Source organism: Enterobacter sp. MG-EB028 (genome assembly GCF_056673305.1).
Window position 1 is genome coordinate 2,143,483 of the sequence record NZ_CP195079.1, and the last position, 24,167, is coordinate 2,167,649.

The following is a 24,167-nucleotide window of genomic DNA, read 5'->3' on the forward strand; positions in this document are numbered from 1 at the left end:
TAATTATGGATTAGTTCGCGGGCTTATCAAGTTAATTGTTGCGCAAACTGGCAAACTAACGCGCGAAAAAGGGGACATCGACGGGTAATGCCTTCATTTCGCGCACGTTATCTTTTATCAGGTTTCCCAGGCGTGCGGGGCAAACAGATACCCCTTATTACGCACGGTTTTAATGCGGTAGGGCTCGGTGGCGTTATCCTGCAATTTTTTGCGCAGACGCGAAATCGCTACGTCAACGCTGCGATCCATTCCGTCATAGCTCACGCCACGGAGGTTTTTCAGCAGCGCGTCGCGGTCCATGATTTGCCCGGCATGCGTGGCTAGCTCCCACAGTAGGTCAAAGTCTGCGGTGGAGAGGGCGATAAGCTCGCCGGAAAGCAGGACCTGGCGGTTAACCGGGTCAATAGACAGCGTACCGAAGCGCATCGCTTTGTGAGGCGTCAGAGACGGTGCGGGCGCTTCGCGTTCGATACTGGCGTGCTGGCGCAAATGCAGGCGCAGGCGGGCCAGCAGGACGGCAGGCGGTGTGGTCTTCAGAATGTAATCATTGGCGCCCATCTCCAGCGACAGAATATGGTTCATATCGCTGTCCAGTGAGGTGAGCAGAACGATAGGGCCGTCCCAGCGGGCGCGCAGGTCACGGCAGAGCGTCATGCCGTCTTTGCCTGGCAGCATGATGTCCAGCAGCACTAAATCCGGATTTTCACGGACGACCACCTCTTCGGCACGATCGCCGCGAGGCTCAACAATGACGTCCATATCATGTTTACCCAGATAGGCGGCGATCAATTGCCCGACTTCGGGTTCGTCTTCAACATAAACAATCTTATTCATACAACGTCTGTTTTCGTGAAAAAAGCCAACATACACCGCGGAACCTTAACCTTCCATTAATCTTTCAAAATTAACGCCGCTTCCGTTATTCTGACGTCTATTGTTACTTGATTGTTATAGGGAAAAATATGGGGCTGGTGATCAAAGCCGCGCTGGGGGCGCTGGTGGTGTTATTGATTGGCATTCTGGCAAAAACCAAAAACTACTATATTGCCGGGCTGATCCCGCTGTTCCCGACCTTCGCGCTGATTGCCCACTATATTGTGGCTTCTGAACGGGGCACGGAGGCGTTACGTACGACCATTGTGTTTGGCATGTGGTCGATCATCCCATATTTTCTCTACCTGCTTTCTCTGTGGTATTTCACCGGTTTTCTGCGGCTTCCCCTGGCGCTGGGCGGGGCGGTGATCTGCTGGGCACTCAGCGCCTGGATGTTAATATCCTTCTGGAGCCGCTTTCACTAGCGCAGCGGGCGTCCACCGTCCACGGCAAAGGTTCTGCCGGTGACATAGCAGCTGGTGAGGAGGTAATCCACAAGGTCGATCACCTCTTTCTCGCCTGGGGCAATTTTCATCAGCGACTTATTCAGCGCCTGCTGGCGGTACTCCGCATCATCGTTTTCGTTAAACAAAATCATCGCCGGGGCGATGGCGTTCACCTTCACCTCGGGCGCAAGCTTGCGGGCAAAGGAGCGCGTCATGTTGTCCAGCGCGGCTTTACTGGCCGCATAAGCGATGTGCTTGTCGCTGCCGCGCTCAACCACATAATCGGTGAAGTGGATAATGTCACCCGCCGCATGGCCGTGACCGCGCAGCAGATCCTGCAGGGCGTGGTTAAGCAGATAAGGGGCGTTGACGTGGATCTGCAGCATGGCGGATAGCGTATCGCTGAGGGACGTGCCGGGCTTCTCTGCACACCAGGCGCTGGCGTTATGGATCACAGCGCGCAGCCCCGTCGCGGTGGATTTCACCTGCTCCGCAAAGGCCAGGATGCCTTCATCGGTGGAAAAATCAGCCTGAATGCAAACCGCTCCGGCTTTGCGCAACCCCTCAATCGACGGGTATTCCGTACGGTAGCTGACAATGACCGGATGGCGAAGGTTGAGAAAGTGATGGGCGAGGGCGAGGCCGATACGGCGGCCTCCACCGGTGATCAATATTGGGCGAAGCGGTGCATTTCCCATCGTATTCTCCTTTACAGTTCAACAATGGGAAAGACAGTGCTATCCCATTAACATCCAGGTTGCCGGTACGGCAGCAACCAGTAACAGCCCGATTAAGGCCATTTCACGGCGTTTCAGCGCGTTCTCCAGCTGATGCGTGCGGCGGGCGTAGATAAATACCAGCAGGCCCGGCGCATACAGCACTACCGACAGCAGCAGATGCATCGGCCCGGAAGCATACAACAACCACAGGCCGTAAATACAGGCCCCAACGCCCACGACATAGTGCGCCGGACGCGTGGCGATTTTTAACAAATACGCACCCACTAAGAAATAGGGTACCAGAATCATCTCGGAGGCGATGGTCAGCAGGGTGTTATAGTCTGAACCTGTGAGCCAGATCAGCACCAGGCAGACCTGAACGCTGATGTTGGTCAGCCAGAGTGAGGCTGATGGTGCATTATTTTTGTTTTGTCGGGCAAACAGGCGTGGAAACGCCTTGTGCGTCGCGGCCAGGAACGGCACTTCAGCCGCCATGATGGTCCAGCTCAGGTAAGCGCCGCAGACGGAGACGATCAGCCCTGCGGCAATCACCACGTCGCCCCAGGGGCCGAGCATTTTCACCATCAGGCCTGCCATCGACGGGTTACGCATTTCGGCCAGTTCAGGACGCGCCACCACGCCCAGCGACAGCAGCGTTACCAGCAGATACACGCCCAGCGCCGCCAGGACGGCCAGCAGCGTGGCGCGGCCCACATCGCGTTTATTACGCGCGCGGGCAGAAACCACCACCGCGCCTTCAACGCCGATAAACACCCACAGGGTAATCAGCATCGTGTTTTTCACCTGTTCCCAGACCGGAACGCCAAGCGCAATTCCGCTGAAATCAAGCGTAAACACGTCGAGACGGAACGCAATGAAGGCCAGCACGATGAACAGGCCAAGCGGCACCAGTTTCGCCAGCGTCGCTACCAGGTTGATGCTGGCGGCGGTCTGGACGCCGCGCAAAATCAGCCAGTGAACAATCCATAGCAGCGCCGAGGCGCCGACGATAGACTGCCAGGTATTACCGTCGCCAAACAGGCGCAGCTCAGGGGTATCGGTAAAGAAACTGAGCGCCGAGAAGACAATCACCAGATAAGAGACGTTAGCGATGACCGCGCACAGCCAGTAGCCCCAGGCGGAGCAGAAGCCAATCAGCTCGCCAAAACCTTCACGTGCATAGGTGAAAATACCGCCGTCCAGATCCGGGCGAACCCGGGTCAGCAGTAGCATGGCGAATGCCAGCAGCAATATCCCGACACCGGTAATGCCCCAGCCAATGAGCAAGGCGGCAGGGCTTGCAACGGCCGCCATGTTCTGCGGTAAACTGAATACGCCCGCACCCAGCATTGAGCTTAAAACGAGTGCAGTCAGAGCACTCAGGCCAAGTTTCTTTTCCATTGGCTTCCTGTTATGAAAAGTCCCAATCCAGAATAATTATTTCGCTAAGGCGCATAAAAATGGTGGATCACACTAAGGCGCGGGATTTTACGGAGTGTAACGAAAGCATGCAATGATGTGTGGCAGAAATTCGAAAAAAGTAACAAAAAAAGGCGGCATTGCGCCGCCTTTCGTCAACGATTTTGTTACTTGTACAGATCGGCGCTGATGGTCACGTTGTTGCCACGTTCCTGCCACTGGCGGGTGATGTGGTAATACTTCGCCCCTTTCTTCGCCGCACGCTTCGCGACCTGGTAGGAGACTTCCGTCATATTGCCGTAGTTGCCGGTGAACTTGATGCTGTCGAACGGCACCATTTGCGCGGCAGTGGCTTTGTTCAGCTCTTCAATTTTAGTGCCGTCCGGCAGCGTAACGGAGTAGCGGCCACCTTTCGTGGATTGTGTTTCAAAGAAACGGCCCACTTCAGCGCTTGGCGCCGCAGAGGTCGCGACGCCTGGAATTTCAACTTTCTTCGCTTCTTCGCCGCCTTTGGCTATCGCCGCGCGACCCGCTTCAGAATCCGCAGGGATGGCATCCGGGCTCTGCAGAACGCGTTTTTTCGCATCTTCTTTGTAGATGAATGCGGTAATGCGCTGGTTGCCACCCTGGTTAGCATCCACCTGACGCACGATATAGAAAGAGTAGGCACCTTTCTCTTTTGCGGCTTTGGTGATGGCATCGTTCACTTCAGGCTGGCTGCGATAGAAGCCCTGAACGGTAACGGTGTCGTAAGGTTCCAGCTCAATGGCCTGATCTTTCGGCAGCTCAACGATACCGTTGATCACGCGGTTTTTCGGTGCGTCAGCCTTTGGCGCATTATCTTTATATAGCGCAATGGTCACGCGCTGGTTACCGCTGTTGCCGTAATCGGACTGGTCAACAACGTAAAACGAGGCCGCCCCGTTTTTATCAGCGGCTTTTGATGCGGCGGCGACGGCATCGCCAATAGAATTATAACGACCCACAATGACCGTATGGTCAAAAGGTTTTAATGCTGCCGCTTGCTCCGGCGTTAACTCTGTTGCGGCATTCGCAGACAGGGCGGTCGCACAGAGAAGTGCGGACGCCAGGAGTGTGTTCTTAAGCTTCATAAAAATAATCCTTCGCCTTGCGCAAACCATGTACTGGTATTGTTGTTTATTTGAGACGGTCCCGATTATGGCATTTAAAACCCGTCGCTGTCTGCGCCATTTTTCACAGCCTGTGCTCACTGAATTACCGAATTCGATAACATTTAGTGATATGTTGAAAAAACAGGCGTTTGACAAGCAAAACTGATAAAGCATATGACTTTTACAAGTTAATTTAATGTTAATAACTTGTTCTCTTATGGCGCTATATCATGTTTTTACCGCTTCGCTTGCGCGATTTATCGGTTCTGGCGATGAATTTAAGGTAAATATCACTGTCAGTGACGCCGATCGCTTATTTTTCACAGATAAAGTAAGAAATAGTGTTTTCTGGCGGTAGATCACAAGCGCTATTTTCAGTAGGTTATAGACAGTTTGTTACTGTTTTATTTTGCGGGGGTACTCATTTCTCGTCGCTATCATACTGGCGAAAATTGATACAAACCGCGGGCATTTATCGACAAACCATCATCAAAAACCGATGGAAGGGAAAACTATGCGTATTGGGGTACCAAAAGAACGGTTAGCCAATGAAACCCGCGTAGCGGCAACACCGAAAACGGTGGAGCAACTGCTTAAGCTGGGTTTTACCGTCGCGGTTGAAAGCGGCGCAGGCAAACTGGCGAGTTTCGATGACGAGGCCTTTATTCAGGCTGGCGCAGAAGTGGTGGACGGTGCTGAAGTCTGGCAGTCTCCCGTGATTCTGAAGGTCAACGCGCCGGAAGAGAGCGAGATTGCGCTGCTGAATCCGGGAACAACGTTGGTGAGCTTCGTCTGGCCTGCACAAAATCCTGAACTGATGGAGAAGCTGGCGGCCCGTGGCGTGACCGTGATGGCGATGGACTCCGTGCCGCGTATTTCGCGCGCGCAGTCGCTGGATGCGCTCAGCTCCATGGCAAACATTGCCGGCTACCGCGCCATTGTCGAAGCCGCTCACGAATTTGGACGCTTCTTTACCGGTCAAATCACCGCGGCGGGGAAAGTCCCGCCGGCGAAAGTGATGGTGATTGGCGCGGGCGTGGCGGGTCTTGCTGCAATCGGTGCGGCAAACAGCCTGGGCGCTATCGTGCGCGCGTTCGACACCCGTCCCGAAGTGAAGGAACAGGTTCAGAGTATGGGGGCCGAATTCCTTGAGCTGGACTTTAAGGAAGAAGCGGGCAGCGGTGATGGCTATGCGAAGGTGATGTCAGAAGCCTTTATCAAAGCCGAAATGGAACTCTTTGCCGCGCAGGCGAAAGACGTCGACATTATTGTTACCACCGCGCTTATTCCGGGTAAACCCGCGCCGAAGCTGATCACCCGCGAGATGGTGGACTCCATGAAGCCGGGCAGCGTGATTGTCGACCTGGCGGCGCAAAACGGCGGTAACTGCGAGTATACCGTTGCCAATCAGGTGACCACGACCGCTAACGGCGTGAAGGTTATCGGCTATACCGATCTCCCTGGCCGCCTGCCAACCCAGTCTTCCCAGCTGTACGGTACCAACCTGGTTAACCTGCTGAAGCTGCTTTGCAAAGAGAAAGACGGCAACATCACCGTTGATTTTGATGACGTGGTGGTGCGCGGCGTCACCGTGGTACGCGAAGGTGAAATTACCTGGCCTGCGCCACCTATTCAGGTTTCTGCTCAGCCTCAGGCGGCGCAGAAAGCGGCACCCGAGCCAAAAGAACCTGCTAAACCGGCTTCGCCGTGGCGTAAATACGCCATCATGGCGCTGGTTATCATTCTGTTCGGCTGGCTGGCTGACGTTGCGCCGAAAGAGTTCCTCGGCCACTTTACCGTCTTCGCGCTCTCCTGCGTTGTAGGTTATTACGTGGTGTGGAACGTCTCCCACGCGCTGCATACGCCGCTGATGTCGGTCACTAACGCCATCTCGGGGATCATCGTAGTGGGGGCGTTACTGCAGATTGGACACGGCGGCTGGATCAGCTTCCTGAGCTTTATCGCGGTGCTGATCGCCAGTATCAATATTTTCGGTGGTTTCACCGTGACTCAGCGCATGCTGAAAATGTTTCGTAAAGGCTAAGGGGTAGCATATGTCTGGAGGATTAGTCACAGCCGCATACATTGTTGCTGCAATCCTGTTTATTTTCAGTCTGGCGGGGCTTTCCAAACACGAAACGTCTCAGCAGGGAAATAACTTTGGTATCGCCGGGATGGCGATTGCGCTGATTGCCACCATCTTCGGGCCGGATACCGGCAACGTGGCGTGGATCCTGGTGGCGATGATCATCGGCGGCGCGATTGGTATTCGCCTGGCGAAGCGCGTTGAAATGACCGAGATGCCTGAGCTGGTGGCGATTCTGCACAGCTTCGTGGGGCTGGCGGCGGTGCTGGTGGGCTTCAACAGCTACCTGTATCACGAACCGGGCATGGAACCGATTCTGGTCAACATTCATCTGACCGAAGTGTTCCTCGGCATTTTCATCGGTGCAGTGACCTTCACCGGTTCTATCGTGGCGTTCGGCAAGCTGCGCGGTAAGATCTCTTCTAAACCGCTGATGCTGCCTAACCGTCACAAGCTGAACCTGGCGGCGCTGGTGGTGTCGTTTGTGCTGCTGGTGGTCTTCGTGCGTACCGAAAGCGTGGGCCTGCAGGTGCTGGCGTTGCTGGTGATGACCATCATCGCGCTGGCGTTCGGCTGGCATCTGGTGGCGTCCATCGGCGGTGCGGATATGCCGGTGGTTGTCTCAATGCTGAACTCCTACTCCGGTTGGGCAGCGGCGGCTGCGGGCTTTATGCTGAGCAACGACCTGCTGATCGTCACCGGTGCGCTGGTGGGTTCTTCCGGTGCGATCCTGTCTTACATCATGTGTAAGGCGATGAACCGCTCGTTCATCAGCGTTATCGCCGGTGGTTTCGGGACCGATGGGTCTTCTTCCAGTGCGGATGAAGAAGTGGGTGAGCACCGTGAAATTTCTGCGGAAGATACCGCAGAGATGCTGAAAAACTCGCATTCCGTGATCATCACCCCGGGCTACGGCATGGCGGTGGCACAGGCGCAGTATCCGGTGGCGGAAATCACCGAGAAGCTGCGCGCGCGAGGCATCAAGGTTCGCTTTGGTATTCATCCGGTGGCAGGGCGTCTGCCGGGCCACATGAACGTGCTGCTGGCGGAAGCGAAAGTGCCTTACGACATCGTGCTGGAAATGGATGAGATCAACGATGATTTCGCCGACACCGACACCGTGCTGGTCATTGGCGCCAACGACACCGTTAACCCTGCTGCACAGGACGATCCGGGTAGCCCAATCGCCGGGATGCCGGTTCTGGAAGTGTGGAAGGCGCAGAACGTGATTGTGTTTAAGCGCTCCATGAACACCGGCTATGCCGGGGTTCAAAACCCGCTGTTCTTCAAAGAGAACACCCACATGCTGTTTGGCGACGCCAAGGCCAGCGTGGATGCGATTCTGAAAGCGCTGTAATTCGCTTTCTCCTGACAAACCGCCCTTCGGGGCGGTTTTCTTATTTCTGCGGTCAGCTTTTCTCCTCTGTCTATACTTTACCCTTTGTGTAATACGAGGAGGTGTAATGCAATTTCTGTCCCGCTTCGACTTCATCGCGTTGATGATGACGCCGACATTCTGGATAGGCGCCGCCACGGTTGTCTTTGTGACGCTGCTGGTGTACTGGCTGCTGACGCGCCTGATCGCGTTCGTTAAGAAAGGCATCACCACCTGGGGCGACAAGCACCCGGCCACCAACCGGATGCGTTTTATCCTGACGGATATGCTTAACCGCACCAGCCGTTTCCTGCTGTTTGTGGTGGCACTGCTCCTCAGCCTGCGTTTCGTTGACCTGCCCGATCATCTTTTTGGCACCGTCAGCCACGCCTGGTTCCTGGTCTTCGCCATCCAGGTTGCGCTGTGGATGGATCAGGGGGTCGTGTCGTGGCTTCGTCACGTCATGCTGGCGCCGGGAAGCCATAAAAACCCGGTTACGCTGGTGATCACGGGGCTTATTCTCCGTGCCATCGTCTGGTCAGTGATGCTGCTGTCTATCCTTGCTAACGCGGGCGTCAACATCACTGCTCTGGTTGCCAGCCTTGGGGTAGGGGGTATTGCCATTGCCCTTGCCGTACAAACGATTCTGAGCGACGTGTTTGCCTCGCTTTCTATCGGCTTTGATAAACCGTTCGAAATTGGCGATTTCGTGGTGTTCAACGACGTGGCGGGGACGGTAGAGCACATTGGCCTGAAAACGACCCGTATCCGCAGCCTGAGCGGAGAGCAGATCGTCTGCGGCAACGCCATTTTGCTTCAGCAGACGCTTCACAACTACAAACGCATGCAGACGCGCCGCATCGTCTTTACCTTTGGCGTTGCCAGCGACACGCCGCCCGATAAGCTCCGCTACGTGGGGGATATGGTCAGGCAGATCATTACCGATGTCGGTGAGACAAAATTTGATCGCGCCCATTTTCTCGGATTCGACCGCGACCGCCTGACGTTTGAAGTCGTCCATATTGTTAATACCGCGGATTACAACAAATACATGGACATCCAGCAGGAGATCAATATCCGTATTCTTGAAGGGCTGAACGCCCAGGAGATTAAGCTGGCGCTGCCCAGCATGGTATTGCACGCGCCGTGGATGCAGGAGGAGTCAGGTGAACAGCCGAAGCCGGTAATGGAGAGCTGATGAGAAAAGCCCGCCGGAGCGGCGGGCTTTTAAATTACATTAATCGTCTTCCGGGTCGTCCAGCTCAATCGGCGTCTGATACTCATCCGGCTTAATGACCAGCAGGTCGCAGCGCAGATGGTCGATCACCTGTTCGGCAGTATTGCCGAGGAAAGCGGCAGAAATACCGGTCCGGCCAATGGTTCCCAGGACCACAATCCCGGCCTGCAGATGCTCGGCTAAATCCGGGATCACCTCTTCAGGCAGCCCTTTTTCCACGTGCGTCATGTTTTCGTCGATGCTGAACTTCTGGCGCAGCGCTTTCATCGCCAGCAGATGCTGGCCGCGGATGGCGTCGTTATAGACGCTAGGGTCAAATTCCGGCAGCTCGATGGCGATATTGATCGGGGTAACCGGATAGGCACCCACCAGATGCACTTCGGTGTGGTTGACCTGGTCAGCAAGCTGGATGGTCTCCTTCACCAGCTTTTCGTTGAGCGAATTGTGATAATCCTCTTCGCTCGCGAGGTTCACCGCCACAACGGCTTTCCCGCCTTCAGGCCACGGCTGGTCTTTCACCATCCAGACCGGGCAAGGGCATTTACGCAGCAAATGCCAGTCGGTCGGGGTGAAGATCACGGATTCCAGCTTGTCGTGCTGGTGCGCCATCTTCAGCAGCAGGTCGTGCCCGCCGGCAACCACTTCCTGGATAATGGCTTCAAAAGGTCGGTTATGCCAGACCACTTTAATATCAATAGGCACACCCGCTTCCAGGTAATACTTCGCCTGTTCACGGATCCACGCGGTACGCTGGCTGATGACGCCCTGACGCATAGCGGTGCGCTCGTCAGGCGACAGAAGGGTGGTCATCTCATACGAGAAGTCATAGATCGGCAAAAACGCTTTGATTTTGCCACCAATCCGTTGATGTAAATACACAGCACGTCGTAATGCCGGCTGATCGTCCTGATTCGGATCGATAGCCACCAGCATGTTTTGATACTTTGCCATACAGGTCTCCTTACTACTGTCACCACAGTCTGTAATTAAAAGAGTAACCTATATATCCTGAATGAAACAGAGGGGAGCTTTTGCCAGATCAATAATTCATGAAAATTTATCAGAGGAAAAGCACGGTGGTTGTCACCGCGATAAACGCAATGAACAGCAGCACCATTACCGCTATCGCAAAGGTCGTGGAATCCTGAACGTAGGTTTTTTCCTCCCCCTTCATTGGGCCGACAAGCATGATCCAGATGAAGATAAAGGTCACAGAGGCAATCACGACTGAAACGAAAAACAAACTTTCTCTCAATTCATAACCTCAACGACAACCTTTCAGGCGCTGTGTAGGGACGTGCTACGGTGAAAATGTCTTGAAACGGGGGCGATTATACCAGACCAATAAATCACGTGAATTTATCAGTCTGGTTATCAGCATGCGGAGAGTTATGCCACGTTGCGGGCGTGCCCGGCAAGAACGGCCAGCGCTTCACCGTTTTCGATAGTGATGTATTTACCCTTAACGGCCAGCATACCGCTTTTCTGGAAACGGCCCAGCAGACGGCTGATGGTTTCCACGGTCAGGCCCAGGTAGTTACCGATATCGCCACGGGTCATGGTCAGACGGAACTCACGCGGCGAGAAACCGCGCTCGGCGAAGCGGCGGGAGAGGTTATAGATAAACGCGGCCAGGCGCTCTTCTGCATTCTTTTTGGAAAGCAGCAGAATCATGTCCTGATCGCCTTTAATCTCACCGCTCATCAGACGCATCATCTGCTGACGCAGATTAGGCATCTTGCCGGACAGATCGTCCAGGGTTTCAAACGGGATTTCGCAAACCATCGAGGTTTCGAGTGCCTGAGCAAAGCTCGGGTGGTGGCCAGTGCCGATGGCATCAAAGCCCACCAGATCGCCAGCCAGATGGAAGCCGGTGATCTGCTCGTCACCCTGTTCGGTGATGGTGTAGCTCTTGATGGTGCCAGAACGGATTGCATAGAGCGATTTCAGTTCGTCTCCCGCTTTAAACAGCGTCTGCCCTTTCTGAATAGGCTTTTTGCGCTCGATGATGTTATCAAGCTGATCGAGTTCATGCTCATTCAGGGTAAACGGGATACAGAGCTGGCTGATGCTGCAATCCTGGCAATGGATAGCACAACCGCCAGACTGAATGCGTCGTATAATTCGCTTTTCCGGGATCATAGGTTTGCTCAAGCCTTAATTGATATTGGTCAATTTTAACATCTTTTTGGTAAGTACGTAAGCCTGACAAACCCTCAATAAGGACAAGTGGCGACATTGTGTCGCCATCTTCTTGAAATTCCACAGCTTGATTATGGATTTTTAGCCTAACCGGTAGAAAATTAAGCACAAAAAGCCTGGGAACTAGAGTAAGAGATACCCTTCGTGACGCAGCAACCACTCTTTTCGCTGCACGCCGCCGGCATAGCCGGTCATGGTGCCGTTGCGGCCGATGACCCGATGGCAGGGAACCACAATGCTGACAGGGTTGGAGCCATTGGCAGCACCCACCGCGCGTGCGGCGCCCGCGCGACCTAGCTGCTCCGCGAGTTGACCATAATGCATGACCTGCCCGCACGGAATCGACCGCAGCGCCTGCCACACTTCCCGCTGAAAAGGCGTGCCTGCTGTGGCGGTTGGCAGAGTATCAATGATGCTGAGATCGCCTTCGAAATAGGCGCTGAGCTTATCGCACAACCCCCCCGGGTTAACCGCATTCCGGCGCTGATAGCCTTCTTTACTGTAATGGATGGCGAGCAGCACCTCCATGCGATCGCTGTGCTCTTGCCACTCTACAGCTCTTAAGCGGTACTGTTCATCACATATGACCCATAGCGGCCCCAGCGGCGTGGGGATCAATTCCTGCAATAGCGTTAGCATAAGCGATACCTGAATAACCAAAGCCATTATCATGTCGGGAAATTTCGGGATGTTCAAGATGTTGCGAGGGAACAAGAGGGGTAGTTTTTCAGATTATATTTACATGCAGGAGGAATAATTTCCGAAGGCGTTAGCATATACTATGGATAATTGTGTCTGGGATTAATTATGCGTGCGTCCTTATATTTATTCATTCGGTTTGTCTCCGTCGGTGTGCTGAATACCGCTATTCATGCCGCTGTATTTCTCCTGACCTTTTTTTTATTTTCATTTTCGCAAAGCCTGGCTAACGTAACTGCTTTTTTTGTTGCGGCATCATTTAGTTTTGTTGCTAACGCTACCTGGACGTTCAAAAAAAAAAGGACCTTACATAAATATCTGCTTTTTGTCATGGCGATGGCGTGTCTGGCGTGGTTGACGGGCAAGCTGGCGGAGGTTGCCGGACTTCCCGCTTTATTCACGTTACTCACGTTCTCTTCTGTCAGCATGGTGCTCGGCTTTTTACTTTCTAAACGTTTTATATTCAGGGATTGAATATGGTTATCTCACTTGTGATTCCCGTTTTTAATGAGGAACAGGCTATTCCACTGTTTTTCAACGCGCTGCGATGCGAGCCCCTCCTGGCTCATTACTCGCTTGAACTGATTTTTGTCGACGACGGTAGTCGCGATAATACTGTCCAGGCGATCCGCCGGGAAACGTTTCCCGGCAGCGTTCGTCTTGTCGAGTTTAGCCGTAACTTTGGCAAAGAGGCTGCACTGTTGGCCGGGTTGCGGGCGGCAACGGGCGACGCGGTGATCCCTGTTGATGTAGATTTACAGGATCCTGTTCACGTCATACCTGCGCTTATTTCGCGCTGGCAGGACGGGTTTGATACCGTGCTTGCCCAGCGCATCGATCGCCGATGTGATACCTGGCTAAAACGAAAAACGGCACAGTGGTTTTATCGAGCACATAATCAAATTAGCTCACCAGGCATTGTGGAGAACGTTGGCGATTTCAGGCTCCTGTCACGTGAGACGGTAAACGCGATTCTTCAATTACCAGAAAGAACGCTTTTTATGAAAGGCTTGCTTTCGTGGACAGGAGGAAAAACCACGGTTGTGGCTTATTCCCGTGATCCCCGCCGTACGGGGATCAGCAAATTCAACGGTTGGAAATTATGGAGGCTGGCGGTGGAAGGCATTACCTCATTTTCCATTTTTCCGCTCCAGCTATGGACTTACCTGGGTTTTTTTATCGCCACCCTTTCTATGACTTACGCTCTATGGATGATTATCGATAAACTCATCTGGGGAAATGATGTCCCAGGCTATCCATCATTAATGGTGGCGATTTTATTTATTGGCGGCGTGCAGCTAGTCAGTATTGGTGTACTGGGTGAATATATCGGCAGGATTTTTATCGAGGTAAAAGGTCGCCCGCGTTATATTCTTAAGCAAGGAAGTGAAGGGTGTGATGATGTTAAAAAATAATGCGGCAATGTTGGGGTTATTCGCACTTTGTGCTTTTATTTATTTTTTCCCCGCTCTGAGCCAAACCTATCTGTTCAATGATGATATTGGGCGTAATGCATTAGGTTACGGCAGGTACGAATTCACAGGTTTAGGTGAATATGCTGACAGCGGTCGTCCGGCCGCGGAAATCCTCATTCGCTTGCTCTCCGGGTGGATCGGTCGTTCAACCGACGTTGTGGCTATTAACCTTGCACCGTTAACCAAACTCATTAGCGCTATGTGCGTGGCGAGCGTAGCGTGGATTGTCTATCAAAGAATCATCAAGGAAGCGACATGGAGCGGTTTTCTGGTCTGCCTGACGGTCGTCTTCTCTCCCTGGTTTATTCATTGTATCCAGTACAGCTTTGACTCAGTGTCAATGGGAGCCGCATTGCTTCTGACTGCGCTTCCATTTATTGGTAAACGTAACTGGCGCGGCTATCTGTTCTTCTATGGCTGCTATTTTCTTTCTCTCTGTTTTTATCAGCTTTTCCTGGTTGCCCCGTTTTTGATTATCGCGGTTTTTCTGTTAAAAGAGTTTTTTGACACCGGAACCTTAAGTCTTGCCACGCGGCAGCACGCCGGGAATGTCATCATTACGTTATTTGCTGGATTTGTTACGTATAAAGTATTTATTCTGCTGCTGCCGCTAAGGGAGTACGTATTAATTCACAGCAAAATGCTGACGCTGAGTATTATTTTCCCTGCGCAGGTTTCTACTCATCTCCGGTATCTTCTGGATGTGTTTTTTTCGCCATTTTACGGTACGGCCGGAGTGGTTCTCATCATATTATTTATGTTTTCCATCGCGGGTGTGATCGTGGCGGCAACGCGTATTCAGCGTAACAGATGGCTCTGTCTAACGATCTATTTGTTATCCTGCGTGCTTGGACTGCTGATGGCGTTGCTGCCCCAGGCACTGTTGCGTGCTCCTCTTTATGCGGGAAGGGCGATGGCGGGGAACCAGTTCGTGATGCTTATTTGGTTCTTCCCATTGCTTTATCTGCCGAAGATAATGCTTAAATATCTTTGCGTGGGCTGGGTAATTTTCTTTACGTTGATGGCAAGCCTTAATGCGGCGATTACCGGCGCTATTCTGGCACAATATCAGTATGAAGATCGGTTGCTTGACGTAATTTTAAACTACCCGGTCAATGATACATTGCCTGAGAAAATATTTTTGGTTGCACCATATTACGCGAAAGATCGTGTCTGGCTACGTCAGGCGAGCAACGTTCGCGCTAATTTCCCCTATACAAAATATATTTTGCATAATACCTTTATTTTAAATGCCAGTATCTGGCCAACCCGCCAGGCGCAGTTATACAATAGAGATATACTTATCAAAAAAGTAAAAAATGATGGTTCTTTCTGTCAGTGGAAAGACAAACTGGTCAGGCAAGAATTTACCATGTATGTCAAGGGGGATGTACGCTACGTAGACTTTGACAAAACAGCATGCAATAAATCGTTATAAATAGCAGCGAAAAAAACTGGGCCTGCCGACATCGTCAGGCCCATGAACACACAGCAGTGCTTCCTTTCGCAAGCCCACTTTGCTTTTTTCCCTTACAGCAGGTTTTTTATATATAGCATACGCGCCGGAAAATGACAGCGTGTTTACTGATTGAATTCACAAAATTTTAACTTAAATTTGAATTTTAAGTGTCGTAAAATTTTAGTTAAGCCTTGTTAAAGATAATCATTCCGCAAATATGTTTAGCGCTTTTAAAATATGGCTTCCCCGGTAATTAAACCGCTCTTCTCCATGTACCCGTTTGTCATTGAGCCCGTTATCCTCTATGGGTATAGTACGTCTCTCAGATGTAGCCGGAGGATTTCCATGAACCCTGACGACAAATCTCTTTTTCTTGACGCCATGGAGGATGTCCAGCCCCTGAAGCGCTGCACCGATATCCACTGGCAGCAAAGCCGTAATACCCGGGCTCGCCAGGACATCGATACCGAACAGCTCGACAACTTTCTGACCCTGGGTTTCCTTGAGCTATTGCCCCTTGACGAGCAGCTGGCTTTTCAGCGCGAAGGCGTTCAGCAGGGCGTTATTGATAAGCTGCGTTCGGGTAAATACTCCCGACAGGCCAGCCTGAATCTGTTGCGCCAGCCTGCTGAACGCTGCCGCCAGATGCTGTATTCCTTTATTCGTCAGGCCAGTCGTGACGGACTACGTAACCTGATCGTCATTCACGGGAAAGGGCGCGAGCAGAATTCGCACCCTAATGTGGTGCGCAGCTATCTTGCTCGCTGGTTAACCGAGTTCGAGGAAGTGCAGGCTTTCTGCGTGGCGCTGCCGCATCACGGCGGCAGCGGGGCATGCTATGTTTCCCTGCGAAAATCCGATGAAGCAAAACAGGACAACTGGGAGCGGCACGCCAAGCGCAGCCGCTAGCGGGCGATATCTTCGCCCGTCTGAGGCTTAAAACGTTTCCCAGTTACTGTCGGGGGTGGCGGTTGCCGTTGCCGGACGCAGCAGCTGCGGCGTTTTAACGTTGGCCGGGCGCGGGGCGGTGGCGTTGACTTTACCGTTCAGGCGAAACGCGGCCACGGCCTGGCGCAGCTGTTCGGACTGGTCTTCCAGCGCCGCTGCCGCCGTGGCGGACTGCTGCACCAGCGCGGCGTTTTGCTGCGTCACGCTGTCCATCTGCGACACGGCGAGGCTCACCTGCTCAATACCGCGGCTCTGCTCGTCGGACGCGGACGAAATCTCGCCCATGATATCGGTCACGCGGGTGACGGCGGCGACAATCTCCTTCATGGTGGTGCCAGCCTCGCTGACCTGCTCAGAACCGGTGTTCACCCGGCTGACGGAGTTCTCGATAAGCCCTTTAATCTCTTTCGCCGCCTGCGCGCTGCGGCTGGCCAGCGTACGGACTTCACCGGCGACAACCGCAAACCCGCGGCCTTGCTCGCCGGCGCGCGCGGCTTCCACCGCGGCGTTAAGCGCCAGAATGTTGGTCTGGAACGCAATGCTATCAATCACGCCGGTAATATGGGCGATTTGCTGCGAACTGTTGGCAATTTCGTTCATGGTGCGAACCACGTTATCCACGACGTGGCCGCCGCGAGCCGCTGTTTCAGAGGCGTTCTTCGCCAGCAACGTCGCCTGACGGGCGTTATCGGAGTTCTGTTTAACCGTCGCGGTCAGCTCTTCCATGCTGGCGGCAGTTTCTTCGAGCGAGGCAGCCTGCTCTTCGGTGCGGGCGGAGAGATCGTTGCTCCCTGCGGCAATTTCACCCGCGCCGGTGTAGATGGAATCGGTGCTGCCGCGCACGGCGCTGACGGTGGTTACCAGCGATTGCTGCATCTCATGCAGGCCGGCGGCCAGCTGACCCATTTCATTGCGGCCAGAGAGGGCGATATTCTGCGTCAGGTCGCCTCCGGCAATGGCGCGAATATGATTCATGATGGCGTTGAGCGGTTTTAACAGCAGGTGCTGTAAACCCTGCCAGATCACCACCAGAACGGCAATAACGGCCAGGAAAATAGCTGCCAGCGTCCACTGCATCTGGGTGAAGCTGCTCTGGTTCTCTTCGGTTGCCGCTTTCAGCAGCGTGTTGTTTTCGGCGCGCCAGCGGTTGTAGACCGCTTCCATATCGTCCTGAGCCTGCTGAGCGTCCAGATCGCCATAGGCCTGATAGTTGTCGGCACGCAGATACTCAATCGACAAACGCATCACTTCATGCATCTGATTCCAGGATTTCTGCATCTCGTCGGTTAACGCCGCATTCTGGCCGTTAACCTGCGGCATTTTCTGCCATTCTTTGTTATAGGTTTCCGCTTTAGCCAGAGAGTCGCCTGCGGTGCCGAGCAGTTTGTTAATTGCGGCAAGGGATGCCGGATCGCGCTGGTTTTTCAGGTAGCGAATTGCCACGCGGGTGACGGTGACGCGCGTTTTCACCAGCGTGTTCACGCTGTCGCTCAGGCTTTCCTGCTGGGCATTCAGCACGCCGGAGTTCTGGAAGTTATGGCGATCGTTGCTGACGGCAGAGTAGAACAACCCTCCCGTGACAACTTGCAGCAGACAGAATATGGTGAGGGCAAAGATAATTCCGGTAATCACGTGCAGATTTTTCAGCATAGCGGTCGTCCGTTAGAAAAGATGCAGAGGTACACCAATACTATCGTCGTATAGAATTTAAACTTTAATTTAACTCGCGCTTAACTTAGGGCTTCGGTCAGGAACCTGTTGTAAATCCGGATCATTTTGATGAGGAAGGTTAATATGAGCAGCATTGATAAAAGCGGGACGTACGCGCTCGGAACGCGAACGGTTAAACGACTGGGCTACGGGGCGATGCAGCTTGCCGGGCCGGGCGTGTTTGGCCCGCCGAAGGATAAACAAGCCGCGTTGGACGTGCTGCGCGAAGCCGTGGCGGCGGGCGTGAACCATATTGATACCAGCGATTTTTATGGTCCGCATGTGACGAACCAGCTGATCCGCGAGGCGCTTCATCCTTACCGGGACGATCTCACCCTCGTCACCAAGATCGGCGCCCGCCGTGATGACAAAGGGGCCTGGCTGCCCGCTTTTTCCGCGCAGGAACTGACTCAGGCGGTGCATGACAACCTGCGTAATCTGAAGCTGGATGTGCTGGACGTGGTGAATCTGCGGATCATGTTTAGCGCACACGGCCCTGCGGAGGGATCGATTGCTGAACCGCTTTCCACCCTCGCAGAATTACAGCAGCAAGGCCTGGTGCGCCACATTGGCCTGAGTAACGTCACGGCCACGCAGGTGGCGGAAGCGCGGAAGATGGTGCAGGTCGTCTGCGTGCAGAACATGTACAACATTGTGAACCGCGGCGACGATGCGCTGGTAGATTTACTGGCGCAGCAGGGGATTGCGTATGTGCCGTTCTTCCCACTGGGAGGCTTTACGCCACTGCAATCTACCGGCCTGCAGGCCGTCGCGGATTCCCTGGGCGCAACGGCGATGCAGGTTGCGCTTGCATGGCTGTTGCAACGGTCGCCGAACATCCTGCTGATCCCCGGTACTTCATCCGTGGCGCATCTGCGGCAAAACCTTGCGGCGGGAGAGGTGCAATTGCCGCCTGAAGCACTTGAAAAACTGAATGCTCTGATGGGTTAATCACGGCATGGGCAAAGCCGGAAGGACACCTCCAGACTTTGCCCGATCAGACTCCGCATTGACTTTGCTGTCTGTGAAGCGCTAACGCTTCTGCCACAATCTCCTGCTTGCTTTTACGCGTCTCAAAGGCGGTGATTCTGATGTATTCCATCAGCTCAGGCTCAATGCGGGCGCTCAACATCCTGAGATCGGCCTCCTTTGCTAAACCACGGGCAACTCGCTTGTCGGGATAGTCACGGGCTGGCATAGAAAACGTCCTCCAAAAGTCTTGATAATTCGTGCCCTAAAATATGCGTCACTCTTATATAAAAGTCAATTGATAGTGTTTCTGTAGTGATTTGTCGATCTTTCGTTTTTCACTTAAAGTGATTTTAAAGTGTTTGAATGACTTTCTTATGACTTCTGTTTAACCCATCTGCGACCGCCCGCACAAGAGGTTGCTGAATTAAATCCGCTCAAACTTCAAGGCGTTTGCGGTCTTTGTCGGAAATGACCTTGATCCTGTGCCGGAATCCGTAATACTGTGTTTATATACAGTATCTGGCGAGAAAGGCATTTATGGACACTCTCTTTTCTTATCATCCAAAACAACCTATTGAATTACCTCTCTATCTTGAGCGCGTTGCCTGTGGCTTCCCAAGCCCTGCGCAGGATTATGTGGAGGATCGTCTCGATCTTAACCGGCTGGCAGTCAGGCACCCCAGTGCGACTTACTTTATCAAAGTGAGCGGGGACTCCATGATCGACGCGGGGATTAGCGACGGCGATCTGCTGGTGGTCGACCGTTCGTTGAATGCTGAACATGGGGATATCGTTGTGGCGTCGGTCGCCGGTGAGTTCACGGTGAAAGAGCTACAGACCCGTCCGGTTCTGCGACTGTTGCCGCGTAATGCCCGCTATCAGCCGATCGCCTTTCAGTCCGAAGAGGAGCTGCAAATCTTCGGTGTCGTCACTCATACGCTTAAAACGCATAAACATGTTCGCGCTGGTTGATGTGAATAGTTTCTATGCCTCCTGCGAGAGGGTGTTTCGCCCCGATCTGGTGGGTAAACCCATCGTGGTGGTGTCCAATAACGACGGCTGCATTATTTCGTTGTCGCGAGAGGCAAAGCAGTTCGGCATAAAAATGGGGGAGCCCTATTTTAAATTCAAAGAGAAGGGTTATCCGTCGCGGGTTTACGTCTTTAGCTCGAACTATGCGCTGTATGCCGACCTCAGCAGCCGGGTGATGCAAACGCTGACCGATCTCGCGCCGGCCATTGAGATCTACTCCATTGATGAAGCATTTGTGAACGTTTCGGGTGTCAGCAACTGCCTGTCGCTGGAAGCATTCGGTCATCAGATGCGTACGCAGGTCTTCAAAAACACTGGCTTAACCGTTGGCGTCGGGATTGCGCCGACCAAAACGCTGGCGAAGCTGGCCAACTATGCGGCGAAGCGGTGGTCAGCCACCGGGGGCGTGGTCGATCTCTCGGATCGTGAACGGCAGCGTAAGCTGCTGGCAAAGGTTCCGGTGGAGGAGGTGTGGGGAGTAGGACGACGCATCACGAAAAAGCTCAACGCGATGGGGATTACCACGGCGCTGGAGCTGGCGGAAGCGTCATCCTGGGTCATCCGCAAACATTTTAACGTGGTTATGGAGCGCACGGCACGCGAGCTTCGCGGTGAGCCCTGCCTCGATCTGGAAGAGTTTACCCCTACGAAGCAGCAAATTATCTGTAGCCGCTCGTTTGGACATCGTATTACGCAGTACGAGGAGATGCACCAGGCCATTTGCGCCTATGCGGAACGCGCAGCAGAGAAACTGCGCGGCGAGCATCAATACTGTCGTTTTATCAGCGTGTTTGTACGCACCAGCCCGCACGCGGACAACGAAATTTATTACGGCAATCAGGCTTCCGTCACCCTGATGACGCCCACCAATGACTCGCGTGATATCATCCGCGCCGCCACGGAGGCGCTGGGGCGTATCTGGCTTGACGGGTATCGCTATATGAAAGCCGGGGTCATGCTGGCGGACTTTTTCAGCAGCGGCGTCGCTCAGCTTAACTTGTTTGACGATAACCGCCCGAGCGCCAACAGCGCGGCGCTGATGGAGACGATCGACAGCCTGAATCACTCCGGCAAAGGGAAGATATGGTTTGCCGGGCAGGGGATTGAGAAATCCTGGGCGATGAAGCGTGAGATGCTGTCGCCGGCTTATACAACGCGGTACGCGGATTTACCGGTGGCGCGGTAGGAGGCGGTTATTTTGCGGGGGCGTGCTCCGCGATCTCAATCAGCAATTGCTCAATCACACCTACGACGCTTCGCACGCGTTGCGGAATAAAGCGGGCGTCAGGATAGACGGCATAGAGAACGCGATCGGGCAACCGCCAGTCGGGCAATACCGGCACCAGCGTGCCGGTTTTCAGCGCCCTGGCCGCAAGCGGTCGCTGCATACCGCCGATACCGATGCCCGCCTCCAGCGCCCTTAGCAGCGCGTCGCTGGTGTTGGCGCGGAAAACGGTATTCACTTTTACTTCGATCGCTTCTTCATCCGTGATGAGCCGCAGGGGGGCATCCAGCGGGATGCCGCTAAAGCGCACGTGGGGCAGCGTGGTCAGCTCGCTAACGTCGTGCACCGCCTGAAAGCCGGGGGCGGCGAACAGCGCGCTTTCAATACGCGCCAGCACGCGGGCCGCATGCGCCTGCGGGGGCTCACTGCCCAGCCTAATCGCGACGTCCACGCCCTCCGTCACCAGGTCTGCAAGGCGGTCATCAAGAGAAAGCCTGAGATGTAATTCTGGATGCAGGCGCTGCAGCTCCAGTAGATGTGGTAAGACGATCTGCCCCAGGCCGCTCGGCAGCTGGACATGAACGCTTCCCTGAAATTGATGATCGACCGGCGCCAGCCGTCCCTCCGCTTCCCGCATGGCGTCCAGCAGCAGCTGCATGTCGCGGCGGTAACGTTCTCCCTGTTCGGTCAGCTTCATTGCACGCGTTGTTCGGTGCAGTAACACCACGCCCAGTTCTTGTTCAAGGGCGGCGATCTGCTGGCTGACGGCGGACTGCTTCATCCCGCTCCGACGGGCTGCGGCAGAAAAAGAGCCTGCATCCGCGACGCAAAGAAAGGTGGAAATGGCGTTGAGCTTATTATTCATTTAATGGTTTTTCTGATAAGTGATATCGGATGGAGGGGGTATTCACTAAAAAAATAATATATGACACTGCATCTGTCACCCTTTCTGGAGAAACACGATGGATAAGATGCAGCAAAAAAATGTCGCCCTGGTCGCGGGCGCGAGCGGAATTGTCGGCAGACAGCTTGTTAAAACGCTTCTGCACAATGGATGGGAAGCGATCGGCCTGAGCCGTCAGGCATTATCCCATCCTGACGGTATTCCAGTGGTGAACGTCGATTTGCTGGATGCTAAGGACAGCGAGCGGGCGCTGCAATCGCTGAGCAGGGTTACCCATCTCTTTTACAGCGCCTGGGTGAACGCCGCGAACTGGACAGAGATGGTTGAGCCGAACGTCACTATGCTGCGTAACCTGGTCAGCACCCTCGAAGAAACGGCACCTTTGCAGACGGTCAGCCTGATGCAAGGCTACAAAGTGTATGGCGCACACCTGGGGCCGTTTAAAACTCCGGCTCGCGAAAGCGATCCTGGCGTGCCCGGTGCCGAATTTAACGCCGCGCAGCTCGCGTGGCTCAGCCAGTTTCAGCAGGGGAAACGCTGGCACTGGAATGCCATTCGGCCGGGCGTGGTGGGCAGTGCGGTGCCCGGTAATACCATGAACCTTGCGCTGAGTATCGCCCTGTATGCCTCTTTGTGTAAGGCGCTGGGGTTACCGCTGCGTTTTCCCGGTTCGGAACAGACCTGGCACAGCATTGTGGATTATACCGATGCCGGACTGCTGGCCGAGGCCACGCTGTGGGCGGCCACGTCACCGGCGGCACATAATCAGGCGTTCAACGTGAATAATGGCGATATCTGGCGCTGGAGCGAGCTGTGGCCGCGCATTGCCCGCTGGTTTGAACTGGACTCTGCGCCGCCGGTGAGGTTGTCGTTTCACCAGTTGTTTACGGACTATCGCGGCGTATGGCGCGATCTTGCCGGGGAAGGGCTGGTAGAAGCGGATATTTTGCAGCTGAGCGATGGGCAGTTTGCCGATTTCGTCTTCAGCTGGAACTACGACATGTTTGGTGACGGGAGCAAGCTGCGGCGGTCGGGCTTCACGCGGATGCAGGCGACGGATGAGATGTTTTTCAGCCTGTTCGCGCAGCTGAGAGCGGCGCGGATTATTCCCTGATAAATCTGGGCGTCCAGGTGCAAGCCAGGACGCCGGGGGGTTTACTCAACCGTTAAGGCATTAACAACCTCGGCCACGCTTTTCACGCTGCGGATGTTCCCAATCCCCGTGCCGAGCGCGATATAGCCTTCATCAGTATTATCTTCCAGCATGCCCAGGCGCAGACCCCGTAATCCTCCCATCGCCTTGCCCAGCGCTTCGTTGCTTGCGCCTGCTTTATCCATCGACGCCAGTTTTTCCGCCAGCTTGCCGGGAAGAGCGCGGTAGTAGTGGGGCACGGTGCGGAAAAGCAGCAAATCGAGACCGTTGGCAGCAACAATTTTCTCTTTGACTCCCTGCGGCACGCGGCTTTCTTCCGTGCTGATAAAGACCGACCCGGCAAACACGCCTTCCGCGCCTAATGCATGGGCCGCTCTGGCGGTGCGATTATCGGTAATGCCGCCCGCGGCCATCACCGGGATGTGCTTCACGGCATCGGCAATCAGCGGCACGATGGAAAAGGTGCCAAGCACCGTTGCGGGTAACGTTCCGCCCTCATCAAAACCGGTAGCAACGATAATGTCAGCCCCCATGTCTTCTGCGAGGCGGGTGTTCTCCGGCGTTGGATTGATGTCGCGGTAGATAATGGCGATACCCGCCTCTTTTAACTCGCTGAACAGCGCGGGAATAATGCTGCCTTCCCCGTAGCCCGTATACACCACGGCCCTGACGCCTTCGTCTTTCACCACCTGAAGAATAGGCCCAGTCCAGACGTCATTAACGGCCGTGGGGATCAGGTTCACGCCAAACGGTTTTTCGGTCAGCCGTTTGGTTTTACGAATTTCTTCGCGCATTTTTTCGGCGGTCTCTTCCGGCGTGGAGACCGCCGTGTCGGCGGTTAAACCGGCATTGGGCCCCAGCACGCCGAGCCCGCCGGCATTGCTGACCGCGGCGACCAGGCGGGCATCCGTGAGCCAGGATAACGGCCCCTGAATAACAGGTTTTTCGATACCCAGGATCTGACAAATACGGTTATTTTTCATAGCAGACTCTCCCTTACGTTTGAATGGGGAAGAGTGTAGGGCGCAGGATTGTTAGGAAAAATAGCCAAAAAAATTCATCACTGTTATAAAATTAATAACAATAACGTTATTCTGATC

General features: G+C 54.1%; 24 protein-coding genes. 12 read left to right on the plus strand and 12 right to left on the minus strand.

All coding sequences use genetic code 11. The annotated features are described in order from the left end of the window. Positions 1-117: 117 nt before the first annotated feature. Positions 118-834 (minus strand): two-component system response regulator RstA, encoded by a 717-nt coding sequence (rstA, locus tag ACR42C_RS10230; protein ID WP_116340319.1) that lies wholly within the window; start codon positions 832-834, stop codon positions 118-120. 128 nt (positions 835-962) lie between these two features. Here rstA and ACR42C_RS10235 point away from each other — a divergent pair, with 128 nt between their 5' ends. Continuing rightward, a complete protein-coding gene (locus ACR42C_RS10235) occupies positions 963-1,298 on the plus strand; it encodes a GlpM family protein (protein ID WP_316378999.1) in 336 nt (111 codons plus the stop codon). Here ACR42C_RS10235 and folM read toward each other — a convergent pair. From folM to ydgH, 3 genes are all read right to left on the minus strand, one after another. Next, complete coding sequence (gene folM / locus ACR42C_RS10240; RefSeq protein WP_061098394.1) at positions 1,295-2,017, minus strand: dihydromonapterin reductase; 723 nt, start codon at positions 2,015-2,017, stop codon at positions 1,295-1,297. The genes ACR42C_RS10235 and folM overlap by 4 nt on opposite strands. A 39-nt stretch (positions 2,018-2,056) precedes the next feature. After that, positions 2,057-3,439: an amino acid permease gene (locus tag ACR42C_RS10245; RefSeq protein WP_116340315.1), complete on the minus strand. Its 1,383-nt coding sequence runs from the start codon at positions 3,437-3,439 to the stop codon at positions 2,057-2,059. A 185-nt stretch (positions 3,440-3,624) separates the two neighbouring features. Further along, positions 3,625-4,569 carry a DUF1471 family protein YdgH gene (gene ydgH / locus ACR42C_RS10250; protein ID WP_028012941.1) on the minus strand — a complete coding sequence of 315 codons (945 nt, stop codon included), beginning with the start codon at positions 4,567-4,569 and terminating at the stop codon, positions 3,625-3,627. Positions 4,570-5,104: 535 nt separating this feature from the next. On the opposite strand from ydgH, the gene pntA reads away from it, so the two are divergent. The 3 genes from pntA to ACR42C_RS10265 all read left to right on the plus strand — a co-directional run bounded on the left by pntA (position 5,105) and on the right by ACR42C_RS10265 (position 9,249). Continuing rightward, complete coding sequence (pntA, locus tag ACR42C_RS10255; protein ID WP_163329068.1) at positions 5,105-6,634, plus strand: Re/Si-specific NAD(P)(+) transhydrogenase subunit alpha; 1,530 nt, start codon at positions 5,105-5,107, stop codon at positions 6,632-6,634. Between the two features lie 10 nt (positions 6,635-6,644). Then, positions 6,645-8,033 carry a Re/Si-specific NAD(P)(+) transhydrogenase subunit beta gene (pntB, locus tag ACR42C_RS10260; protein WP_163329070.1) on the plus strand — a complete coding sequence of 463 codons (1,389 nt, stop codon included), beginning with the start codon at positions 6,645-6,647 and terminating at the stop codon, positions 8,031-8,033. A 106-nt stretch (positions 8,034-8,139) separates the two neighbouring features. Beyond that, entirely contained in the window at positions 8,140-9,249 is a 1,110-nt protein-coding gene (locus tag ACR42C_RS10265; protein ID WP_316379001.1) for a mechanosensitive ion channel family protein, read from the plus strand. Positions 9,250-9,288: 39 nt separating this feature from the next. Here ACR42C_RS10265 and uspE read toward each other — a convergent pair whose 3' ends face one another. The 4 genes from uspE to ogt form a co-directional block, all read right to left on the minus strand. Next, on the minus strand, positions 9,289-10,239 hold the full coding sequence (uspE, locus tag ACR42C_RS10270; protein ID WP_028012944.1) for a universal stress protein UspE: 951 nt from the start codon (positions 10,237-10,239) through the stop codon (positions 9,289-9,291). Positions 10,240-10,348: 109 nt separating this feature from the next. Then, positions 10,349-10,531, minus strand: coding sequence for a hypothetical protein (locus ACR42C_RS10275; RefSeq protein ID WP_014883604.1), 183 nt, complete (start codon positions 10,529-10,531; stop codon positions 10,349-10,351). 146 nt (positions 10,532-10,677) lie between these two features. Then, the gene (fnr, locus tag ACR42C_RS10280; RefSeq protein ID WP_006174991.1) at positions 10,678-11,430 is read right to left on the minus strand and encodes a fumarate/nitrate reduction transcriptional regulator Fnr; all 753 of its coding nucleotides are present in this window, start codon (positions 11,428-11,430) and stop codon (positions 10,678-10,680) included. Positions 11,431-11,613: 183 nt separating this feature from the next. Further along, entirely contained in the window at positions 11,614-12,129 is a 516-nt protein-coding gene (ogt, locus tag ACR42C_RS10285) for a methylated-DNA--[protein]-cysteine S-methyltransferase (RefSeq protein WP_233002432.1), read from the minus strand. Between the two features lie 168 nt (positions 12,130-12,297). Between ogt and ACR42C_RS10290 the strand changes: the two genes are divergently transcribed. From ACR42C_RS10290 to smrA, 4 genes are all read left to right on the plus strand, one after another. Further along, positions 12,298-12,663 carry a GtrA family protein gene (locus ACR42C_RS10290; protein ID WP_316379002.1) on the plus strand — a complete coding sequence of 122 codons (366 nt, stop codon included), beginning with the start codon at positions 12,298-12,300 and terminating at the stop codon, positions 12,661-12,663. A 2-nt stretch (positions 12,664-12,665) separates the two neighbouring features. Then, positions 12,666-13,604: a glycosyltransferase family 2 protein gene (locus ACR42C_RS10295; protein ID WP_269837395.1), complete on the plus strand. Its 939-nt coding sequence runs from the start codon at positions 12,666-12,668 to the stop codon at positions 13,602-13,604. Next, positions 13,588-15,102, plus strand: coding sequence for a glucosyltransferase domain-containing protein (locus ACR42C_RS10300; RefSeq protein WP_320719665.1), 1,515 nt, complete (start codon positions 13,588-13,590; stop codon positions 15,100-15,102). The genes ACR42C_RS10295 and ACR42C_RS10300 overlap by 17 nt, the downstream gene beginning before the upstream one ends. Before the next feature lie 366 nt (positions 15,103-15,468). Next, positions 15,469-16,032 (plus strand): DNA endonuclease SmrA, encoded by a 564-nt coding sequence (gene smrA / locus ACR42C_RS10305; protein ID WP_163329080.1) that lies wholly within the window; start codon positions 15,469-15,471, stop codon positions 16,030-16,032. A gap of 27 nt (positions 16,033-16,059) precedes the next feature. Here the strand turns inward: smrA and tcp are convergent, their stop codons facing one another. Further along, entirely contained in the window at positions 16,060-17,721 is a 1,662-nt protein-coding gene (tcp, locus tag ACR42C_RS10310) for a methyl-accepting chemotaxis citrate transducer (protein WP_116340293.1), read from the minus strand. A 144-nt stretch (positions 17,722-17,865) separates the two neighbouring features. On the opposite strand from tcp, the gene ACR42C_RS10315 reads away from it, so the two are divergent. Next, a complete protein-coding gene (locus ACR42C_RS10315; RefSeq protein WP_028012953.1) occupies positions 17,866-18,732 on the plus strand; it encodes an aldo/keto reductase family oxidoreductase in 867 nt (288 codons plus the stop codon). A gap of 46 nt (positions 18,733-18,778) precedes the next feature. Here the strand turns inward: ACR42C_RS10315 and ACR42C_RS10320 are convergent, their stop codons facing one another. Further along, the gene (locus ACR42C_RS10320) at positions 18,779-18,979 is read right to left on the minus strand and encodes a hypothetical protein (protein ID WP_192981471.1); all 201 of its coding nucleotides are present in this window, start codon (positions 18,977-18,979) and stop codon (positions 18,779-18,781) included. A 311-nt stretch (positions 18,980-19,290) separates the two neighbouring features. Between ACR42C_RS10320 and umuD the strand changes: the two genes are divergently transcribed. Further along, positions 19,291-19,725 carry a translesion error-prone DNA polymerase V autoproteolytic subunit gene (umuD, locus tag ACR42C_RS10325; RefSeq protein ID WP_116340291.1) on the plus strand — a complete coding sequence of 145 codons (435 nt, stop codon included), beginning with the start codon at positions 19,291-19,293 and terminating at the stop codon, positions 19,723-19,725. Beyond that, positions 19,709-20,971 (plus strand): translesion error-prone DNA polymerase V subunit UmuC, encoded by a 1,263-nt coding sequence (gene umuC / locus ACR42C_RS10330; RefSeq protein WP_116340289.1) that lies wholly within the window; start codon positions 19,709-19,711, stop codon positions 20,969-20,971. Before umuD ends, umuC begins: the two co-directional genes overlap by 17 nt. 7 nt (positions 20,972-20,978) lie before the next feature. Here the strand turns inward: umuC and ACR42C_RS10335 are convergent, their stop codons facing one another. Beyond that, on the minus strand, positions 20,979-21,875 hold the full coding sequence (locus ACR42C_RS10335; protein WP_192981468.1) for a LysR family transcriptional regulator: 897 nt from the start codon (positions 21,873-21,875) through the stop codon (positions 20,979-20,981). A gap of 97 nt (positions 21,876-21,972) precedes the next feature. On the opposite strand from ACR42C_RS10335, the gene ACR42C_RS10340 reads away from it, so the two are divergent. Further along, positions 21,973-23,028 carry an SDR family oxidoreductase gene (locus ACR42C_RS10340; RefSeq protein ID WP_479985083.1) on the plus strand — a complete coding sequence of 352 codons (1,056 nt, stop codon included), beginning with the start codon at positions 21,973-21,975 and terminating at the stop codon, positions 23,026-23,028. A gap of 41 nt (positions 23,029-23,069) precedes the next feature. On the opposite strand, the gene ACR42C_RS10345 is transcribed toward ACR42C_RS10340, so the two are convergent. Then, complete coding sequence (locus ACR42C_RS10345) at positions 23,070-24,050, minus strand: NAD(P)H-dependent flavin oxidoreductase (RefSeq protein WP_479985084.1); 981 nt, start codon at positions 24,048-24,050, stop codon at positions 23,070-23,072. Positions 24,051-24,167: the final 117 nt, after the last annotated feature.

Bases quoted from the DNA above. Each gene is read 5' to 3' on its own strand.
- umuC (WP_116340289.1), top strand. From the start codon at position 19,709: ATGTTCGCGCTGGTTGATGTGAATAGTTTCTATGCCTCCTGCGAGAGG.
- ACR42C_RS10290 (WP_316379002.1), top strand. From the start codon at position 12,298: ATGCGTGCGTCCTTATATTTATTCATTCGGTTTGTCTCCGTCGGTGTG.
- ACR42C_RS10295 (WP_269837395.1), top strand. From the start codon at position 12,666: ATGGTTATCTCACTTGTGATTCCCGTTTTTAATGAGGAACAGGCTATT.
- ACR42C_RS10235 (WP_316378999.1), top strand. From the start codon at position 963: ATGGGGCTGGTGATCAAAGCCGCGCTGGGGGCGCTGGTGGTGTTATTG.
- ogt (WP_233002432.1), bottom strand. From the start codon at position 12,129: ATGCTAACGCTATTGCAGGAATTGATCCCCACGCCGCTGGGGCCGCTA.
- ydgH (WP_028012941.1), bottom strand. From the start codon at position 4,569: ATGAAGCTTAAGAACACACTCCTGGCGTCCGCACTTCTCTGTGCGACC.
- ACR42C_RS10320 (WP_192981471.1), bottom strand. From the start codon at position 18,979: ATGCCAGCCCGTGACTATCCCGACAAGCGAGTTGCCCGTGGTTTAGCA.
- tcp (WP_116340293.1), bottom strand. From the start codon at position 17,721: ATGCTGAAAAATCTGCACGTGATTACCGGAATTATCTTTGCCCTCACC.
- ACR42C_RS10300 (WP_320719665.1), top strand. From the start codon at position 13,588: ATGATGTTAAAAAATAATGCGGCAATGTTGGGGTTATTCGCACTTTGT.
- pntA (WP_163329068.1), top strand. From the start codon at position 5,105: ATGCGTATTGGGGTACCAAAAGAACGGTTAGCCAATGAAACCCGCGTA.
- folM (WP_061098394.1), bottom strand. From the start codon at position 2,017: ATGGGAAATGCACCGCTTCGCCCAATATTGATCACCGGTGGAGGCCGC.
- umuD (WP_116340291.1), top strand. From the start codon at position 19,291: ATGGACACTCTCTTTTCTTATCATCCAAAACAACCTATTGAATTACCT.
- ACR42C_RS10265 (WP_316379001.1), top strand. From the start codon at position 8,140: ATGCAATTTCTGTCCCGCTTCGACTTCATCGCGTTGATGATGACGCCG.
- rstA (WP_116340319.1), bottom strand. From the start codon at position 834: ATGAATAAGATTGTTTATGTTGAAGACGAACCCGAAGTCGGGCAATTG.
- fnr (WP_006174991.1), bottom strand. From the start codon at position 11,430: ATGATCCCGGAAAAGCGAATTATACGACGCATTCAGTCTGGCGGTTGT.
- ACR42C_RS10335 (WP_192981468.1), bottom strand. From the start codon at position 21,875: ATGAATAATAAGCTCAACGCCATTTCCACCTTTCTTTGCGTCGCGGAT.
- smrA (WP_163329080.1), top strand. From the start codon at position 15,469: ATGAACCCTGACGACAAATCTCTTTTTCTTGACGCCATGGAGGATGTC.
- pntB (WP_163329070.1), top strand. From the start codon at position 6,645: ATGTCTGGAGGATTAGTCACAGCCGCATACATTGTTGCTGCAATCCTG.
- ACR42C_RS10245 (WP_116340315.1), bottom strand. From the start codon at position 3,439: ATGGAAAAGAAACTTGGCCTGAGTGCTCTGACTGCACTCGTTTTAAGC.
- ACR42C_RS10315 (WP_028012953.1), top strand. From the start codon at position 17,866: ATGAGCAGCATTGATAAAAGCGGGACGTACGCGCTCGGAACGCGAACG.
- uspE (WP_028012944.1), bottom strand. From the start codon at position 10,239: ATGGCAAAGTATCAAAACATGCTGGTGGCTATCGATCCGAATCAGGAC.
- ACR42C_RS10345 (WP_479985084.1), bottom strand. From the start codon at position 24,050: ATGAAAAATAACCGTATTTGTCAGATCCTGGGTATCGAAAAACCTGTT.
- ACR42C_RS10340 (WP_479985083.1), top strand. From the start codon at position 21,973: ATGGATAAGATGCAGCAAAAAAATGTCGCCCTGGTCGCGGGCGCGAGC.